This window comes from Nonomuraea sp. NPDC003201, assembly GCF_053590415.1.
This window is the reverse complement of record NZ_JBSFTC010000079.1, coordinates 1-17,213: the sequence shown is the minus strand read 5'-3', so window position 1 is coordinate 17,213 and position 17,213 is coordinate 1. Positions and strand designations below refer to the sequence as shown.

Genomic DNA, 17,213 nt, shown 5'->3' with positions numbered 1-17,213 from the left:
GCCCGCCCCCTCGTGGCCGGTCAGAACGAGACGACGGCTCCCAGCGCGGCCTTCATCGTGCAGCCGTTGCCGAAGACCTTGGCCCACTGCACCGTCGCGCCCTGCCACTGGCCGGCCACCACGACGACGTGGGGCTGCAGCTCCTTCGTGCAGATGGCGTCCGGTGTGACGTTGAGCCGCTCGGGGTGCCCGTCGACCTTCTCCAGCAGCCGGCAGGCCGCGCGCGCGTTGGGGTGGGCCCCTCCCGCGGGCCCGCAGTTGAGCCAGACCGTCTTCGTCACGCCGTCCTTGACGGCATCGACGATCTTGAGCTGCGCCTTCGGGTGGGGTGCGGCCACCGCGGGCGACGACGCGCCCACCATGAAGGCTCCGCAGAGCGCGATGGCACCGAATGCTCTCATCATGACTACTCTCCGTTCGTAGAACGGTGCTCAACGCTACGACGGAGGCCGGTGAGGATAAAAGGAGGCCCGCCGGGGGCGGGCCTCCTTCAAAGGATTCAGGCGGGCAGCGAGGCCACGCCGGGCGACAGGAACCGCGGCCGGGCGATGCCCGTCCTGTCCAGGTACGGGGTGATCCCGCCCAGATGGAACGGCCAGCCGGCCCCGAGGATCATGCACAGGTCGATGTCCTGCGGCGCGGCGACCACGCCCTCGTCCAGCATGATGCGGACCTCCCTGGCCAGCGCCGCCAGGACGCGCTCGCGCACCTGCTCGGCGGTGGACGGTGACGTGCCGCCCGAGAAGAGGGCGACCGCCTCCGGGTCGAGTGTGAAGTCGGGCCGGTAGACGCCCGGCTTGCCCGCGGCGACGAGCTTGGCCATGTTCTCCGAGACGCCGAAGCGGTCGGGGAAGGCCTCGTGCAGCGTCTCGGCGACGTGCAGGCCGACGGCCGGGCCGACGAGTTGCAGCAGCGCGAACGGCGACATCGGCAGCCCGAGCCCGTCCAGCGCGTGCTCGGCCACCTCCAGCGGCGTGCCCTCGTCCACGGCCGTCACGACCTCGCCCATGAAGCAGGTCAGCAGCCGGTTGACCACGAACGCCGGGGCGTCCTTGACCAGCACCGACGACTTCTTCAGCGACTTGCCCACGGCGAACGCCGTGGCCAGCGTGGCGTCGTCGGTCGTGGCGCCGCGGATGATCTCCAGCAGCGGCATGACGGCGACCGGGTTGAAGAAGTGGAACCCGACCAGCCGCTCGGGGTGCGCCAGCCCGGCGCCCATCTCGGTCAGGGAGAGCGAGGAGGTGTTCGTGGCCAGCACGCACTCGGCCGAGACCACGGCCTCCACCTCGGCGAACACCTGCTTCTTGACCGCCATGTCCTCGAACACGGCCTCGATCACGAAGTCGGCGTCGGCGAAGGCGTCCTTCGTCAGCGACCCGGTCACCAGGGCCTTGAGCCGGTTGGCCTGGTCGGCCGAGACGCGGCCCTTGCCCAGGAGCTTGTCGACCTCGGCGTGCACGTACCCGACGCCCTTGTCGAGCCGGGCCTGGTCGAGGTCGGTCAGCACGACCGGCACCTCCAGGCGGCGCGCGAACAGCAGCGCCATCTGCGAGGCCATCAGCCCCGCGCCCACCACGCCGACCTTGGTGACCTTGCGGGCCAGCGACCGGTCGGGCGCGCCCGCGGGCCGCTTGGCACGGCGCTGCACCAGGTCGAACGAGTAGAGCCCGGCCCGCAGCTCGTCACCCATCAGCAGGTCGGCCAGCGCCTCGTCCTCGGCCGCGAAGCCCTCGTCGCGGGAGGCCGTGCGGGCCTGGGCGATCAGGTCGAGCGCGCGGTAGGGGGCGGGCGAGGCGCCGCGCAGCTTCATGTCCACCAGGAAGCGCGCGTCGGCGACCGTCTTGTCCCAGTCCTCGTCGTGGGATGGCCGCTCCACGTTCAGCTCGCCCTTGACCACGCGGGCGGCCCAGCGCAGCGACTCCTCCAGGAAGTCGGCGGGCTCGAACATCGCGTCCGCGACGCCCAGCTCGTACGCCTCCTTGCCCTTGACCATGCGGTTCTGCGAGAGCGGGTTCTCGATGACGAGCTTGATCGCCTTCGCCGGGCCGATCAGGCGGGGCAGGAGCTGCGTGCCGCCCCAGCCCGGCACCAGGCCGAGGAAGCACTCCGGCAGCGCCACCGCGGGCACGCCCGAGGAGATGGTCCGGTACGTGCAGTGCAGCGCCACCTCGAGCCCGCCGCCCATCGCGGCGCCGTTCACGAACGCGAACGACGGGATCGCCAGCTCGCCCAGCCTGCGGAACACGTGGTGGCCCAGCGCGCCGATGGCCAGGGCCTCCTCGCGCGTGGACAGCGCGGCCGCGCCCTTGAGGTCGGCGCCGACGGCGAAGATGAACGGCTTGCCCGTCACGCCCACCGCGGCCAGGTCGGTGCGCTCGGCGATCTCCGACAGCGCGCCGTTGAGCGCGAACAGGCCGTTCGGGCCGAACGTGTTGGGCTTGGTGTGGTCGAAGCCGTTGTCCAGCGTGATCAGCGCCATCGTGCCGGCGCCGTAGGGGAGCTGGACGTCGCGCACGAGCGCCTTGGTGACGACTTCGTCGGTGTTGCGCCCGCCCAGCAGCGCGCGCCAGTTCTCGACATTGCTCATGCGAGGTTCTCCCAGATCACAGTGCCGCCCATGCCCATGCCGACGCACATGGTGGTGATGCCGTACCGCACGTCGGGACGCTCGCCGAACTGCCGCGCGAGCTGCGTCATCAGCCGCACGCCCGAGGAGGCGAGCGGGTGCCCGTAGGCGATCGCGCCGCCGTACTGGTTCACGCGGGGATCGTCGTCGGCGATCCCGAAGTGGTCGAGGAACGCCAGCACCTGGACGGCGAACGCCTCGTTGATCTCGAACAGCCCGATGTCGGAGATGTCCAGGCCGGCCAGCCGGAGCGCCCGCTCGGTGGACGGGATCGGTCCGACGCCCATGACCTCGGGGTCCACGCCCGCGAACGCGTAGGAGACGAGCCGCATCTTCGCGCCCAGCCCCAGCTCGTCCGCGACCTCCTTGGCGGCCACGACGCACCCGGTGGCGCCGTCGTTGATGCCGGAGGAGTTGCCCGCCGTGACGTTGCCGTGCGGCCGGAAGGGCGTCTTGAGCGTGCTCAGCCCCTCCACCGTGGTGCCGGGCCGCGGCGCCTCGTCCTCGACCGCCAGGCCCCAGCCTTTCTCGGCCGTCCTGATCGCGGTCGGCACCAGGTCGGGCTGGATCCGGCCGTCGGCGTACGCCTTGGCCGCCCGCTCCTGCGACAGCACCGCGTACGCGTCCGCGCGGCCCTTGGTGATGTGCGGGTAGCGGTCGTGCAGGTTCTCCGCCGTCATGCCCATGACCAGCGCGCTCGGATCGACCAGCTTCTCCGACAGGAAACGCGGGTTGGGATCGACGCCCTCGCCCATCGGGTGGCGGCCCATGTGCTCGACGCCGCCGGCGATGGCCACGTCGTACGCGCCGAACGCGATGCCGCCCGCGACCGTGGTGACCGCGGTCATCGCGCCCGCGCACATGCGGTCGATGGCGTAGCCGGGCACGCTCTTGGGCAGCCCGGCCAGCACCGCCGCGGCCCGGCCGATGGTCAGGCCCTGGTCGCCGATCTGCGTGGTCGCGGCGATGGCGACCTCGTCCACTCGCTCGGGGGGCAGGTTGGGATTGCGCCGGACGAGCTCGCGGATGACGCGGACGACCAGGTCGTCGGCGCGGGTCTCCGCGTACAGCCCTTTCGGTCCTGACCTGCCGAAAGGCGTGCGCACGCCGTCGACGAACACGACGTCACGAGAGGAAGGCACGGATTCGCTCCTCGTTGATAGGGTTCCGTGCCTATGCTACTCGTCAGTAACTACTCCGCAGACGAGGGCGGCGGTCAGCAATGTGTAAACGACCGCCGTGGCCGGCTCCCAGAGATGGGCGCGGGCCCCGACCAGGGCCGCGACCGCCACGGCCGCGCCCGTCCAGAGCGCCGCGCCCTCTCGCCGGCGCGCGCCTCGGCCGGGGTCCCATGGATCGCCAGGTGACCCGCCCGACCGCAGGGCGCGCGCCAGTGTCCCCAACGTGTCGCCTGCCCACCAGAGGACGAACAACACCCCCGTCGCGAGACTCATCAGCGCCAGCGCCTCGGTGGCCCAGCCCAGGGTGTCGGCGAAGCCGTAGAGGGCGGCCTCCCGGAACAGGCGCGGCGCCGTCCAGCCGAGCAGCAGCGTCACCGCCCAGCAGCAGGCCACGGCCAGCCTGCTGAGGGGGCGCACGCGTCCGGTGCGGGGGGCGGCGTACAGCTCGCGCTCCTTGCGGTGGACGTGCCGGGCGTGGGTGCCCCAGACGTACTGGGTGATCGCCTGCGCGGGCACGGCGGCCGCGAAGACCGCCAGCGACAACACGGCCAGCGGCAGCGTCTGCTCCCTCGTCTGCGCCCGGTCGGCGAGCAGCTGGGCGGTGGCCAGCAGCGCGATCGAGGCGGAGAGCGCGACGAAGGCCCGGCGGCGGGCGGTTCTGGCTCTGGCCCGCAGCCCGGCCAGTTCCTGGGCGCCTGGAGGGGGCGCCATCTCGGTCAACAGCATGAATGTCATCATGGCGTCACTCTGTGTGGTGACGCCCCGGATTCCCGTGCTTTGGATGGAGCTCCTCGCCCGGCACGCAACAGTGGCAGCCCCGAGGATTGCCACTTTTATCTGCAAGGCGCGACAGTCCTGGAATCATCGGTAGCTCGGTGAGCTACGCGCCGCCACCTGGCGGTACGCGTTTCTCTTGTGGGGTGGGTGAAGGGGGGCGCGTGAGGCAGAGTCCGGAACACGTGGGGGATGCTCCGCCGCGGCGCAGGAGGCGGCGCGAGCGCGGCCCGCGATGGCGGGTCTCGGTGCTGGGGTGGGTCGGCATCGGGATGACGCTGGTGCTGGTGGTCGTCTCGGTCGGGGCGTACGCGTACTACCGGCACATCGAGAGCGAGATCCCCCGCGAGCCCATCGCCGTCGGCGAGAGCCGCCCGCCGGACACCGGCGCGCTCAACGTCCTGCTCGTCGGCTCCGACTCCCGTGAGGGCGACAACAAGAAGTACGGCCCCCACCTCAAGGAGATCGGCGAGCGCACCGACACGATCATGCTGCTGCACATCTCCCCGAACCGGGACAAGGCCACCATGATCAGCTTCCCGCGTGACTCCATGGTCCTGATCCCCGAGTGCAAGAGCCGTACCGGCGCCCTGATCCCCGGCGGCCTGCGCCAGATCAACGCCGCCTTCAACGACGGCGGCATCAACTGCACGATCAAGACCCTCGAGTCGCTCACCAACATCAGGATCGACCACTTCGTGAAGGTCGACTTCACCGGCTTCAAGGGCATCATCGACGCCATCGGCGGCATCGAGATCTGCCTGCCCAAGGCCGTCAACGACCCCAAGGCGAAGCTGGTGCTCAGCGCGGGCCGGCACGTGGTCAGCGGCGAGCAGGCGCTGGGGTACGTGCGCGCCCGGTACTCGCTGGGCGACGGCAGCGACCTGAGCAGGATCCAGCGCCAGCAGGTCTTCCTCACCAAGGTGCTGCAGGCGGTCACCGACGGCGGCCTGCTCACCGACCCGGTCAAGATGAACTCGTTCCTGCTGGCCGCGACCAAGGCCGTCACGCTGGACGACCAGCTCACCCTCGACCGCATGGTGGACATCGCCCTCAGCGTCAAAGGGCTGACGGCCAAGGAGCTCAAGGGCATCACGGTGCCCACCGAGCCCTACCCGGCGGACAAGAACCGGGTCCAGTTCAGCCAGCCGGCCGCGCGCGACTTCTTCGAGAGCGTGCGCAACGACGTCGAGGTCACCGCGGCTCCCACGCCGGGCAAGTCCGCCGGGCCCAAGGTCGAGAACAAGCAGGTGCGCGTCCAGGTGCTCAACGGCACGGGGGAGCAGGGCAAGGCGCTCAAGGTGGCCGACGAGCTGGCCGCCCAGGGGTTCGTGGTCACGGAGGTCGGCAACGTCGCCGCCACCCCGAAGACCGCGCTCCGGTACGCCAAGAAGGACGCCGCCGACGGACCCGCCTACGGGGACGCGGTGGCCTCGCGGCTGTCGAAGGAGAAGAAGACGCCCGTGGCCGGCAAGGTCAAGCCGATCACCACGCAGCCGTACAAGTCCAAGGCCGGTGTCGAGGTTCCCGGCGGGCCGATCATCCAGGTCGTCATCGGGGCGGACTGGCCCGGCGTGCGCGTCGTGTCGGCGATCCCCGACTCGCTCAAGGACAAGGTCGTCGACTCCACCACCAACCCCTGCCTGTGACTCCTGACTGTGCTCTTGACAGGCCGCCCGGACCCGGTCCGGGTGGCCTGTCGCCCGCCGTGCCCCGTGACGCCGGAGCGTGCCCGCGCGGGTGAACTCCGTGGTCAAAGGGGGTTCTGGAGGGCCGATCGGCTCACCAACAGCGTGCCTGTGATCTCTTAGAGTGACGAATGTTACAGAGAGTGTTTTTAGGGAAACATGTGAAATTTCCGGACAAGTGATGGTCGGGTCTGTTAAGAAGGGCGCGGTCCGAATTCGTACTAGAGAGGTTCATCGTGGCGCGCGACGAGAACGACAGGCCTTATGAGGATGGGCAGGGGAGGTCGTTAAACCCGGATCTGACGGGCGACGTGCTTTCCCCACGGTGGAGCACCGATGACACCGACGAGCAGCCCGCCATCCAGGTCGTCGGCAACGAGACCTACATCCTCCCCCTCGACAAGAGCGAGCCCCAGCTCATCGGGGGCCGTGACCTGCTCGACGACGGCCCGCACGATGTCCTCGGCGGTCAGAGCGGCCCGCACGATGTTCTCGGCGGCCAGAGCGACCCGCTCGACGCGGGCCAGCGCGACGTGTACGGCGACCCGCTCGACGTGGGGGGCCAGCGTGACATGTACGTGGCCGGCGACCCGCTGGACGGCAGCAAGCGCGACCTGTACGCGGCCGGTGACCCGCTCGACGGGAGCCACCGCGACCTGTACGGCGGGGCCAGCGGTCCCCATCGCGTCCTGGACGACAGCGACCTGGGCGGGCCCAGCGGCTCCCACCGCATCGACGACGACAACCCGTATCTCCCGCTCGACCGCAGCTACGACGCCGGGATCGACGACGACCACGACGACGACAAGCCCAAGCGCGGCTTCCTCGGCTCGGGCTGGACGGAGGACTCGGACGACAAGCGCCCGCAGGACAGGCGCTCGGGCGGCCGTTCCGGCGGCGGCAACGGCGGCGAGGGCGGCGAGGTGCGCCGGCGCACCAGGAAGCTGCTGGTGGTCGCGGCCGCGGTCGTGCTGGTCGGCGTGGGCGCCGGCTTCATGCTCACGGGCAACTCCTCCGACGACCCCTGCAAGGGCGGTCAGTGCGCCAGCGCGGGCGAGGTGACGCGCCCCTCGGAGAGCGCGGCCCCCGAGGGCACCACCTCGGAGGAGGAGACTCCCGAGACCGAGGATACGGACACTCCGGAGCCGGCCGAGTCCGAGTCCGATACCCCGACGACCGCGCCCACGCGGGCGGCCCGGCCCACGCGCGAGCCCTCGGCCCGTCCGACGAACACGCGCATCGGCCAGCCGACGACGAAGGCGAGCACCAGGCCCACCCGCGCCCCGCAGAACCAGACGAACGACAACGACGACCGCACGAGCACGACGAACGACACGGACGGCAGGGACAACACGGTGTCGACCAAGGCGCCGGAGTCGAAGTCCACCCAGGCTCCGTCCACGCAGGCGCCGCCGCAGACCCAGGCGCCCGTGCCCGCGCCCACGCCCACCAAGGAGAGCAAGGGAATTCTGGACATCCTGTTCCCCTGGGCCTGAGACGTGCGAGGATGCGGATCCAGGTGCTGATCTGGCAGACTTGGAAACCGCTTTCCGGGGAGGTCTCGTGGTCACGCTTGAGGACGTCGCCAAGCAGGCGGGCGTCTCGCTCGCGACAGCCTCGCGGGTGCTCAACGGCAGCACCCGCCAGGTGGGCGCGACTCTGCGGGCGCGCGTCGAGCAGGCCGCGGACGAGCTGGGCTACCGCGCCAACATCGCCGCCCAGACGCTCGCCCGCGGCGCCAGCAACGTCATCGGCATCGTCGTCCACGACCTGACCGACCCCTACTTCGCGGCCCTGGCCGACGGGGCGATGCGGGCGGCCGCCACCGAGGGCCTGCTGGTCATGGTGGGCACCACGCACCGCGACCCCGAGCAGGAGATCGCCTACGTGGCCACGCTGAACGCCCAGCGCGTGCGGGCGGTGCTGCTGGTCGGCTCGCGCGTCGCCGACCACGCCGTCACGGGGCGCCTGCGCGACGAGCTCGCCCGCTACCAGTCGGGCGGCGGCCGCGCCGCCTGCGTGGGCCAGGACCTCCTCGGCGTCGACACCGTCGCGCCCGCCAACAGGGAGGGCGCGGCCGAGCTGGCCCGCGCGCTGGCCGGGCTCGGGCACACGCGGTTCGCGGTGCTGGCCGGGCCGCCGCACCTGGTGACGGCGGCCGACCGGTGCGCCGGGTTCGCAGGGGCGCTGGAGGAGCTGGGGCTGCCCGCGCCGCACGTCATCCACGGGCCGTTCGACCGCGACGGCGGCTACGCGGCGGCCCAGCAGGTCAAGGACGCGACCTGCGTGTTCGCGGTCAACGACGTGATGGCGGTCGGGGCGCTCGCGGCCTACAGGGAGCGCGGGGTCCGGGTGCCGGAGGACGTCTCGGTGGCCGGGTTCGACGACATCGTGACGCTGCGGGACCACGTGCCCGCGCTGACGACCGTGCGGCTGCCCCTGACGGACATGGGCGCGCGGGCGCTGGAGCTCGCGCTGGGTGAGACGGACGAGGTCGTGGTCGAGCAGGTCGCGGGCGAGGTCGTGCTGCGAGAGAGCGTACGGAGGATGGCGTGAAGCTGGCCGTCAGCACCCTGGGGATGCCCGGTGAGGGGCTGGACAGGGCGATCGGGATCGCGGCCGGAGGCGGCTGCCAGGGCCTCGAGCTGCGCCTGCATCCGGACACCGGGGTCCACGCCGGCCTCGACGCCGCGGAGCGGCGCTCGGTGCGGGAACGGGTCGAGCGGGCGGGCCTGGAGATCGCGGCACTCGCCGGATATGTCAAGGTTTGTGCGCCCGAACCGGACGAACCGCTCATTGAGGCGCTGCTCGCCGACCTCCGGCTCGCCGCCGACCTGGGCGCCCCCGCGGTGCGGGTGTTCCCGGGCGGCGACGATCCCGCCGTCGGCGCCCGCCGGCTCAAGGCGGTCTCCGGTACGGCCTCCGCGCTCGGCGTCCGCGTCCTCGTCGAGACGCACGACCACATGGCCACCGGCGCCGCCGTGGCCGGGCTGCTGGCCGCGGCGGGCTGCCCCGAGTCCACCGGCGCGATCTGGGACCTGCTGCACCCGTGGCGCCACGGCGAGCCCCCGGCCGAAACGCTGGCCGCGCTGGGCCCGTACCTCTCCTACGTCCAGGTCAAGGACGCGGTCTCGGCCGAGGACACCACGCCGGTGCCCATGTGGACGGGCTCGGTGCCCTTGGAGGAGTCGGGCGAGCTGCTGCGCGCGGCCGGTTACGACGGATGGGTGTCGCTGGAGTGGGAGCGCACCTGGTATCCGCAGGTCGCCCCGGTCGAGGAGATCCTCCCGGGCGCGGCTGACTGGGTGCGGCGTTTCGCCCTTTAGATACCTTTCGCCGCTTAGATAGGGGGATGCCCCTATCTAAGCGGAACAAGGTGCTGGTCGTCGGGATGGACGGCCTGCGGTTCGACCGCCTCCAGGCTCTGGGCGCGCCCGTGCTGGGCTCGCTCATGTCCTCCGGCGCGTACGGCACCAGCAAGCTCCCCTACGGCGAGGCGGGAACGCCGCGTACGGAGTCGCCCGGCCAGGTCGTCCCCAAGACCCCCGAGCCGGGCGGTCGCGTCATCGCCTCGCGGACGGACTCGGGTCCCGGCTGGTCGTCGATCGCCACCGGGGTCTGGCCGGACAAACACGGCGTGGTGGACAACGGCTTCGCCAACCCCCGTTTCACGAAATATCCGGACTTCTTGACTCGTGCGAAGCATGCCCGGCCGGAGCTGAGCACCGCCGCGTTCTTCTCCTGGGCGGCGCTGGACGAGCACGGCGCGTTCGGCCCGGCCATCGACCACCGGTTCGTCCTGGACGGCTACGGGTTCGGCTCCTGGGCCGAGGCCGACAAGCAGGTCGCCGCGGCCGCCGAGCGGCACCTGGCGGCGGCCGACCCCGACGCCGTCTTCGTGTATCTGGGCGACACCGACGAGGTGGCCCACGACCTCGGCCCCCATTGCCCCGAGTACTCCGACGCGCTCCAGACCCAGGACGCCTACCTGGGGCAGCTGCTCGACGCGGTCCGGGGACGGTCCTCGTACCTCGACGAGCGATGGACGGTGCTGATCACGACCGACCACGGGCACGTGGACGAGGGCGGCCACGGCGGGACCTCGGACGAGGAGCGCACGGTGTTCGTGATCGCGAACCGGCTGGAGGAGGACCTGGGCGGCCGCTCGCTCGGCGAGCCGCGGCTGGTCGACGTGGGACCGACGGCGCTCGGCGTGCTGGGCGTCGGGGTTGACCCGGCCTGGGACCTGGACGGCGCGGATCTTTTCATCAACCGTTGAATTTCTCTCCCGGAAGAGCCACACTGAATGACAGGAAGCTGAACGGCAGGGGAGCAGACGATGAAGACGGCACTGGCCTTCTCCGAGATCGACGCCGGGATGCTCGCCGAGGTGGGCGGCAAGGCCGCGAACCTCGGCGAGCTGGCCAGGGCCGGCCTTCCCGTCCCGCCGGGATGGGTGCTGACCACGGAGGCGTACCGGCGGGTCGCGGAGGGCCTGGAGACGAGCGGCGACGGGCTCGCCGAGCGGGCCAGGCGGCACCTGCTGGAGGCGCCGGTGCCGGACGACGTGCGCGAGACGATCGTGACGTCCTACGCCGCGCTCGGTGACGACGTGGCCGTGGCGGTGCGCTCGTCCGCCACGGCCGAGGACCTGCCGTTCGCCAGCTTCGCCGGGCAGCAGGACACCTACCTCAACGTCCTCGGCGCCGAGGCGGTGGTCGAGGCCGTACGCCGCTGCTGGGCCTCGCTCTGGACCGACCGCGCGGTCGCCTACCGCGAGTCCAACGGCATCGACCACGCCGCCGTCCGGCTGGCGGTGGTCGTGCAGGAGATGGTGGACGCGCGGGTGGCGGGCGTGATGTTCACCGCCAACCCGGTGACCGGGCGGCGGCGCGAGACCGTCATCGACGCCAACCCCGGGCTCGGCGAGGCCGTCGTCTCCGGCGCCGTGAACCCCGACCGGTTCGTCGCGCACGGCGGCGAGATCCTCGAACGCCACGCCGGCGACAAGCGCCTGACCATCCGTTCCGTGCCCGGCGGCGGCACGGAACGCGTCGAGACCACGCACGACGGTCTCTGCCTGACCGACGACCAGGTGCGCGCGCTGGCCGAGCTGGGCGCCCGCGTCGAGGACCACTACGGCGCACCCCAGGACACCGAGTGGGCCATCGACGGCGACGGCCGGCTCTGGCTCACCCAGGCGAGACCGATCACCACCCTCTACCCGCTGCCCGAGCAGAGCCGGCCGGGCCTGCGGGTGTACTTCTCGGTCAACGTCGTGCAGGGCGTCATGGGGCCGCTCACCCCGATGGGCCTGTCGGCGTTCCGGCTGATCTCCTCCGGGGCGGCGGGGCTGCCCGGCTACGGGCCGGCCGACCCGCGGGACGGCGCGCCGTTCATGACCGTCTCGGGCCAGCGCCTGTGGCTGGACCTGACCACGGCCGTACGCAGCCGCTTCGGCCGCGCGGTCCTGCCGCGCATGCTCGCGCTGGGCGAGGCGCGCACCGTCCCCGTCTTCGAGCGGCTGATGGAGGAGCCGAGGCTCTCGGTGGTGCACACGTCACCCCGCCCGGTCCTGCGCGGCCTGCGCAGGTTCGCCCGCCGCATCCACGCGCCCTCCCGGGTCCTGCTCGCCCTGACGCGGCCGAAGGAGGGCCTCGCGTACGCCGCCCGCCTCGGCGAGCAGCTGGACCGGCGCCTGCGGCTCCCCGAGGCGGCCACCCCCGCCCAGCGCCTGGACCACGCCGAACGCCTGCTCGCCGCCACCTTCCCGGTCATCCTCTCGATCATGCCCATGGTGCTCACCGGCTACGGCCTGTTCGCGCTGGCCTCCAGGCTCTCCGGCGTGCCGATCGCCGACATGCAGGACGTCCTGCGCAGCGTCCCGCACAACCCGACCACGGAGATGGACCTGGAGCTGTGGCACCTGGCCACCCGCATCGAGCCGGAGCCGTTCAGGAAGGAGCCGGTGGCCGAGCTGGTCCGCCTCTTCGAGGCCGGGAAGCTCCCGCCGGTCGCCCAGCGCGAGATCACCGCGTTCCTGGACGAGTACGGCCACCGCGGCGTCGCCGAGATCGACCTGGGTGTGCCCCGCTGGTCGGAGGAGCCCGCGCACATCCTCGGCGTGCTGGCCAACTACCTGCGGATGGACGGCGGCGCCGACCTCGCCCCCTCCGCTCTGTTCGCCAAGGGGGCCGAGGCGGCGCGCTCCGCCATCGCCCACGTGGCGTCCGAGGCCCGCCGCAAGGGCCGCTGGCGGGCCGCCGTCGTGCGTTTCGGGCTCCGGCGGACCAGGGAGTTCGCGGGGCTGCGCGAGCTGCCCAAGTTCTACCTGGTCAAGACCCTCGCCGGGGTGCGGCGGAGCATGCTCGCGGTGGGGGAGCACCTGGTGGGCCTCGGCGTCCTGGACTCGGCGCGGGACGTGTACTTCCTCGGCTTCGACGAGGCCAGGGCCGCCCTGGACGGGGGCGACCTGCGCGCGGTCGTGGCGGAGCGGCGGGAGACGTACGAGCGGGAGTCGCGCCGCAGGCACGTCCCGAGGATCCTGCTGTCCGACGGCACCGAGCCCGAGGCGCTCGCGACCAGCGCCGTGGAAGGCGCGCTGACGGGCACCGCCGCCTCGGCCGGCACCGTCAAGGGCGTGGCCAGAGTGGTGCTCGACCCCATCGGCGCGCACCTGGAGCCCGGCGAGATCCTGGTCTGCCCCTCGACCGATCCCGGCTGGACGCCGCTGTTCCTGACGGCGGGCGGGCTGGTGATGGAGATGGGCGGCGCGATGTCGCACGGCGCCGTGGTGGCCAGGGAGTACGGCATCCCGGCCGTCGTCGGCGTCCCCGACGCCACCCACCGCATCACGACGGGGCAGGAGATCGAAGTGAACGGCGCCGCGGGGACCGTGACGCTATCGTGATCAAATGTCCGAGACCTACTGGAATCACAACGTTCATTACCAGAGGCTCGTCCTGAAGCTCGTTCCCGAGGACTGCGCGCACGCGCTCGACGTCGGATGCGGTGACGGACTGCTGGCGGGCAAGCTCGCGGCCCGCGTCCCCTACGTGACCGGCGTCGACCGCTCCGCCGCGGCGATCGCCATGGCCCGCGAGCGCCGCCCCGGCAACGTCTCCTTCATGGAGGGCGACTACCTCGACGGCCGGCTCCCCGAGGGCAAGTACGACCTCGTCACCGCCGTCGCGGTCGTCCACCACGCGGACTTCGGCGAGGCCATGGACATGCTGGTGCGGCTGCTGGCGCCGGGCGGCCGACTGGTGATCGTCGGCAACGCCAGGGACCGCACGCTCCTGGACGGGATCGTCCGGCTCTCGGGCCAGGCGGTCTCGCACGTGCTCAAGCTGTTCCACGGTGGCAAGCGCGGTCCCGGCGTGCCGGCCATGGACCCCGTCATGTCGTGGGGCGAGGTGGGGCGGGCGGCCCGCCGGCTGCTGCCCGGCTGCCGCTTCCGCCGCCTCCTCCTGCGGCGCTACCTGCTGGTCTGGGACAGGCCGAGGTAGCGCCGGACGTCACCGTACGGGGAGCACCACGTCCTCGTACCGGGCCTTCATCGTGGCCACCACCTCGTCGGGGTCGGCGGCCCAGACGTCGGCGTTGAAGATCTCCACCTCGACGTCGCCCGCGTAACCGGCGTCCAGGACGGCCTGCGTGATCGGCCGGAAGTCGATCACGCCGTCGCCCATCATGCCCCGCCCGAGCAGGATGTCCTGCGGCAGCGGGTGCAGGTAGTCGCACACCTGGTAGGAGGCGATCCTGCGGCCGGCCCGCGCGATGTCCTCGAACACCCTCGGGTCCCACCACACGTGGAACGTGTCGACCACCACGCCGACCTGCTCCTCCGGGTGGGCCAGGCTCAGGTCCAGCGCCTGGCCCAGGGTGGACAGGACGGCGCGGTCGGGGCAGTAGATCGGGTGCAGCGGCTCCAGGGCCAGCTTGACCCCGCGCTCCCCGGCGTACGGGGCCAGCTCGGCCAGTGCCTCCGCCACGCGCTCGCGCGCCCCGGCCACGTCCCGCGAGAACCCGCTCGGGGGCAGGGCCTCGCCCGGCTTCACCCCGGGCAGGCCGCCGACCACCATCACCAGGCAGGCCGCCGACAGCTCGGCCGCCTCGTCGATGGCCCGCCGGTTGTCGTCCAGCGCCTGCGCGAAGGCCCGCCGGCCCTCCTCGCCGGGCAGCCCGCCCGCCGTGAGGAAGCCGCCCCGGCACAGCGAGGACACCCGCAGGCCGGCCTCGCGCACCAGCTTCACGCTCTCCGCGAGGCCCTGCTCGGCGACCTTCTCCCGCCACAGCCCGACCGCCTCCAGGCCGTGCCGCACGCACCCGTCCACGGCCTCGGCCACGGACCACCGCCGGGTCGTCCACTGGTTCAGTGCGAGGCTCACAGGCCGTTCACCGCCAGCAGCGCCTTCATCCGGCCCACGGCCAGCTCCTGGTCGGACAGGAGCCCGGCCTGGTCGGCGAGGCGGAACACCTCAGCCAGGTGCCGCAGCGAGCGGGCCGACTGGGCGCCGTTCACCATGGCGAACGCGTCCTGGTGGCCGTTCAGCCAGGCCAGGAAGACGATGCCGGTCTTGTAGTTGTACGTCGGCGTCTCGAAGATCTTCCTGGACAGGGGGACGGTCGGGGCGAAGATCTCGTCGTAGCGGGCGAGCTGCCGGGCGGCCTCGTCCGCGTCCTGCGCCGCCTCGGCCGCGTCCAGGGCCTGCAGCGCCGCCGTCGCCGCCGGGGCGATGGCGTCGAAGATGCCCAGCAGCGCGTGCGAGCCCGACTTGATCAGCGACGGGTAGTTGAAGTCGTCCCCCGTGTAGAGCCGGACGCCCTCGGGGAGCGCGGCGCGCAGCCCCACCTCATGCTCCTCGTCCAGCAGCGACACCTTGACGCCGTCCACCATCGCGGCGTGCGCGTGGATCAGCTCCAGGAACGACTCGGTGGCCGCCGCCACGTCGCCCGAACCCCAGTAGCCGGCCAGCTGCGGGTCGAACATCTCGCCCAGCCAGTGCAGGATCACCGGCCGTTCCGCCAGGCCGAACAGCTTGCCGTACACCTGGTGGTAGTCCTGCGGACCCGCCGCCACCCTGGCGAGCTGGCGGGAGGCCATGACGATCACCCCGGCGCCGGCCGACTGGACGGTCTCGATCTGCTCGGCGTACGCGGCCGTGATCGTGTTGAGGTCGGCGGCCTGGGGCGCGTGGTCGGTGCCCGCGCCGCAGGCGACCAGCGTCGCCGGGTCGCCGTACGAGCGGGCCTCGGCGGCGCTGCGCCGGATGAGCTCCTTGGTCGCCGCCCAGTCCAGGCCCATGTTGCGCTGGGCGGTGTCCATGGCGTCCGCGACGCGCAGGCCGTGCGTCCACAGGTGGCGGCGGAAGCGCAGGGTCGCGTCCCAGTCGACGGCGGCGGGGGAGCCGGGCGTGTTGTCGCCGAGCGGGTCGGCCACCACGTGCGCGGCCGCGTACACGACGCGGCTGGCGGGCGGGCCGCCGGGCACCTCCCATGTGACGGGCTCGCGCAGGGTGTAGGCGCCGATCCCGGGCAGGTCGATCGTCGTCACAGCTGCGGCACCTCGATCCTGCGGCCCTCGGCGGACGAACGCAGCCCCAGCTCGGCGAGCTGCACGCCGCGGGCGCCGGAGGCGAAGTCGTTCGGGAAGGGCGCGTCCTCCAGCACGTGCTTGATGAACGCCTCCCACTGCACCTTGAACCCGTTGTCGAACTCCGCGTTGTCCGGCACCTCCTGCCAGCCGTCGCGGAAGCGGGCGGTGGCGGGCAGATCGGGGTTCCAGACGGGCTTGGGGGTGGCGGAGCGGTGCTGCACGCGGCAGTTGCGCAGGCCGGCCACGGCGCTGCCGTGCGTGCCGTCCACCTGGAACTCGACCAGCTCGTCGCGGTTCACGCGAACGGTCCAGGAGGAGTTGATCTGGGCGACGATGCCGCCTTCGAGCTCGAAGATCCCGTACGCGGCGTCGTCCGCGGTGGCCTGGTACGTGTTGCCCTGCTCGTCCACCCGGGCGGGGACATGGGTCACGGCGCGGGCGTAGACGGACTGGACGCGGCCGAACAGGTTCTCCATCACGTAGTGCCAGTGCGGGAACATGTCGAGCACGATGCCGCCGCCGTCCTCGGCCCGGTAGTTCCACGACGGGCGCTGCGCCTCCTGCCAGTCACCCTCGAACACCCAGTAGCCGAACTCCCCGCGCACCGACAGGATCCGGCCGAAGAAACCGCCGTCGATCAGCCGCTTCAGCTTGAGCAGGCCGGGCAGGAACAGCTTGTCCTGCACGACGCCGTTCTTGACCCCCTTGGCCGTGGCGGCCTCGGCCAGCGCCATCGCCTCCTGCGTCGACTCGGCGGTGGGCTTCTCGGCGTAGATGTGCTTGCCCGCCTCGATGGCCTTCAAGACGGCCTTGACGCGGGCGCTGGTGACCTGGGCGTCGAAGTAGATCAGGTTGTCGTCGTCGGCGAGGGCGGAGTCGAGCTCCGTAGTGAAATCCGAAATCCCATGCTTCGCCGCGATATCTGCCAATTTATCGGCATTTCTGCCGACAAGTACTGGCTTGATCTTCACCCTGCCGCCGTCCGAGAGCGTGACCCCGCCCTGCTCGTTGATGGCCAGGACGGAGCGGACCAGGTGCTGACGGTAGCCCATCCGCCCGGTGACGCCGTTCATCACGACGCCGATGGTGCGCACGCTCATTGAGGATCCCTTCAGGACAAACATGGGGAAAGCGCTTTCCCGAACCGTACGGCTGCCCCACCAACCCCGTCAAGTAGCCCCAACCCCCACACACCCGAAAACCCACCCCCCGAGCCCGACACCCGGACCCGCAAGGACGCTCGGGCACGGGTCGTTCGGGCGTGGTGCCCGGCGGCGCAAGGGCATTCGGGCGCGGGTCGTTCGGGCGTGGTGCCCGGGCCCGGTGCCCGCCCCGGCGCTCAG

General features: G+C 71.9%; 14 protein-coding genes. 7 read left to right on the top strand and 7 right to left on the bottom strand.

All coding sequences use genetic code 11. From position 1 onward, the window contains the following. Window positions 1–20: 20 nt before the first annotated feature. The 4 genes from ACWDX9_RS26175 to ACWDX9_RS26160 all read right to left on the bottom strand — a co-directional run bounded on the left by ACWDX9_RS26175 (window position 21) and on the right by ACWDX9_RS26160 (window position 4,536). Window positions 21–404 carry an SSI family serine proteinase inhibitor gene (locus ACWDX9_RS26175; protein ID WP_364239577.1) on the bottom strand — a complete coding sequence of 128 codons (384 nt, stop codon included), beginning with the start codon at window positions 402–404 and terminating at the stop codon, window positions 21–23. A 95-nt stretch (window positions 405–499) separates the two neighbouring features. After that, the gene (locus tag ACWDX9_RS26170) at window positions 500–2,590 is read right to left on the bottom strand and encodes a 3-hydroxyacyl-CoA dehydrogenase NAD-binding domain-containing protein (RefSeq protein ID WP_449958215.1); all 2,091 of its coding nucleotides are present in this window, start codon (window positions 2,588–2,590) and stop codon (window positions 500–502) included. Beyond that, the gene (locus ACWDX9_RS26165) at window positions 2,587–3,750 is read right to left on the bottom strand and encodes an acetyl-CoA C-acyltransferase (RefSeq protein WP_435054210.1); all 1,164 of its coding nucleotides are present in this window, start codon (window positions 3,748–3,750) and stop codon (window positions 2,587–2,589) included. The genes ACWDX9_RS26170 and ACWDX9_RS26165 overlap by 4 nt, the downstream gene beginning before the upstream one ends. A 57-nt stretch (window positions 3,751–3,807) precedes the next feature. Next, window positions 3,808–4,536, bottom strand: coding sequence for a hypothetical protein (locus ACWDX9_RS26160; protein ID WP_449958212.1), 729 nt, complete (start codon window positions 4,534–4,536; stop codon window positions 3,808–3,810). Window positions 4,537–4,748: 212 nt separating this feature from the next. On the opposite strand from ACWDX9_RS26160, the gene ACWDX9_RS26155 reads away from it, so the two are divergent. From ACWDX9_RS26155 to ACWDX9_RS26125, 7 genes are all read left to right on the top strand, one after another. Then, window positions 4,749–6,233, top strand: a complete 1,485-nt coding sequence (locus ACWDX9_RS26155) for an LCP family protein (RefSeq protein ID WP_449958209.1) — start codon at window positions 4,749–4,751, stop codon at window positions 6,231–6,233. Between the two features lie 350 nt (window positions 6,234–6,583). Beyond that, window positions 6,584–7,768 carry a hypothetical protein gene (locus tag ACWDX9_RS26150; RefSeq protein WP_449958206.1) on the top strand — a complete coding sequence of 395 codons (1,185 nt, stop codon included), beginning with the start codon at window positions 6,584–6,586 and terminating at the stop codon, window positions 7,766–7,768. A 67-nt stretch (window positions 7,769–7,835) separates the two neighbouring features. Further along, window positions 7,836–8,828 (top strand): LacI family DNA-binding transcriptional regulator, encoded by a 993-nt coding sequence (locus ACWDX9_RS26145; RefSeq protein WP_449958203.1) that lies wholly within the window; start codon window positions 7,836–7,838, stop codon window positions 8,826–8,828. Beyond that, complete coding sequence (locus tag ACWDX9_RS26140) at window positions 8,825–9,598, top strand: sugar phosphate isomerase/epimerase family protein (protein ID WP_449958200.1); 774 nt, start codon at window positions 8,825–8,827, stop codon at window positions 9,596–9,598. Before ACWDX9_RS26145 ends, ACWDX9_RS26140 begins: the two co-directional genes overlap by 4 nt. Before the next feature lie 26 nt (window positions 9,599–9,624). Continuing rightward, window positions 9,625–10,551, top strand: a complete 927-nt coding sequence (locus ACWDX9_RS26135) for an alkaline phosphatase family protein (RefSeq protein ID WP_449958197.1) — start codon at window positions 9,625–9,627, stop codon at window positions 10,549–10,551. Window positions 10,552–10,611: 60 nt separating this feature from the next. Next, on the top strand, window positions 10,612–13,182 hold the full coding sequence (locus ACWDX9_RS26130) for a PEP/pyruvate-binding domain-containing protein (protein ID WP_449958195.1): 2,571 nt from the start codon (window positions 10,612–10,614) through the stop codon (window positions 13,180–13,182). A 4-nt stretch (window positions 13,183–13,186) separates the two neighbouring features. Beyond that, window positions 13,187–13,780 carry a class I SAM-dependent methyltransferase gene (locus ACWDX9_RS26125; RefSeq protein WP_449958193.1) on the top strand — a complete coding sequence of 198 codons (594 nt, stop codon included), beginning with the start codon at window positions 13,187–13,189 and terminating at the stop codon, window positions 13,778–13,780. A 9-nt stretch (window positions 13,781–13,789) separates the two neighbouring features. On the opposite strand, the gene ACWDX9_RS26120 is transcribed toward ACWDX9_RS26125, so the two are convergent. The 3 genes from ACWDX9_RS26120 to ACWDX9_RS26110 are packed head-to-tail and all read right to left on the bottom strand — an operon-like array spanning window position 13,790 to window position 16,970. Next, the gene (locus tag ACWDX9_RS26120; protein WP_350722761.1) at window positions 13,790–14,662 is read right to left on the bottom strand and encodes a sugar phosphate isomerase/epimerase family protein; all 873 of its coding nucleotides are present in this window, start codon (window positions 14,660–14,662) and stop codon (window positions 13,790–13,792) included. Then, complete coding sequence (locus tag ACWDX9_RS26115) at window positions 14,659–15,828, bottom strand: dihydrodipicolinate synthase family protein (RefSeq protein WP_449958191.1); 1,170 nt, start codon at window positions 15,826–15,828, stop codon at window positions 14,659–14,661. The genes ACWDX9_RS26120 and ACWDX9_RS26115 overlap by 4 nt, the downstream gene beginning before the upstream one ends. After that, entirely contained in the window at window positions 15,825–16,970 is a 1,146-nt protein-coding gene (locus ACWDX9_RS26110) for a Gfo/Idh/MocA family protein (RefSeq protein ID WP_192786504.1), read from the bottom strand. The genes ACWDX9_RS26115 and ACWDX9_RS26110 overlap by 4 nt, the downstream gene beginning before the upstream one ends. Between the last annotated feature and the right edge of the window lie 243 nt (window positions 16,971–17,213).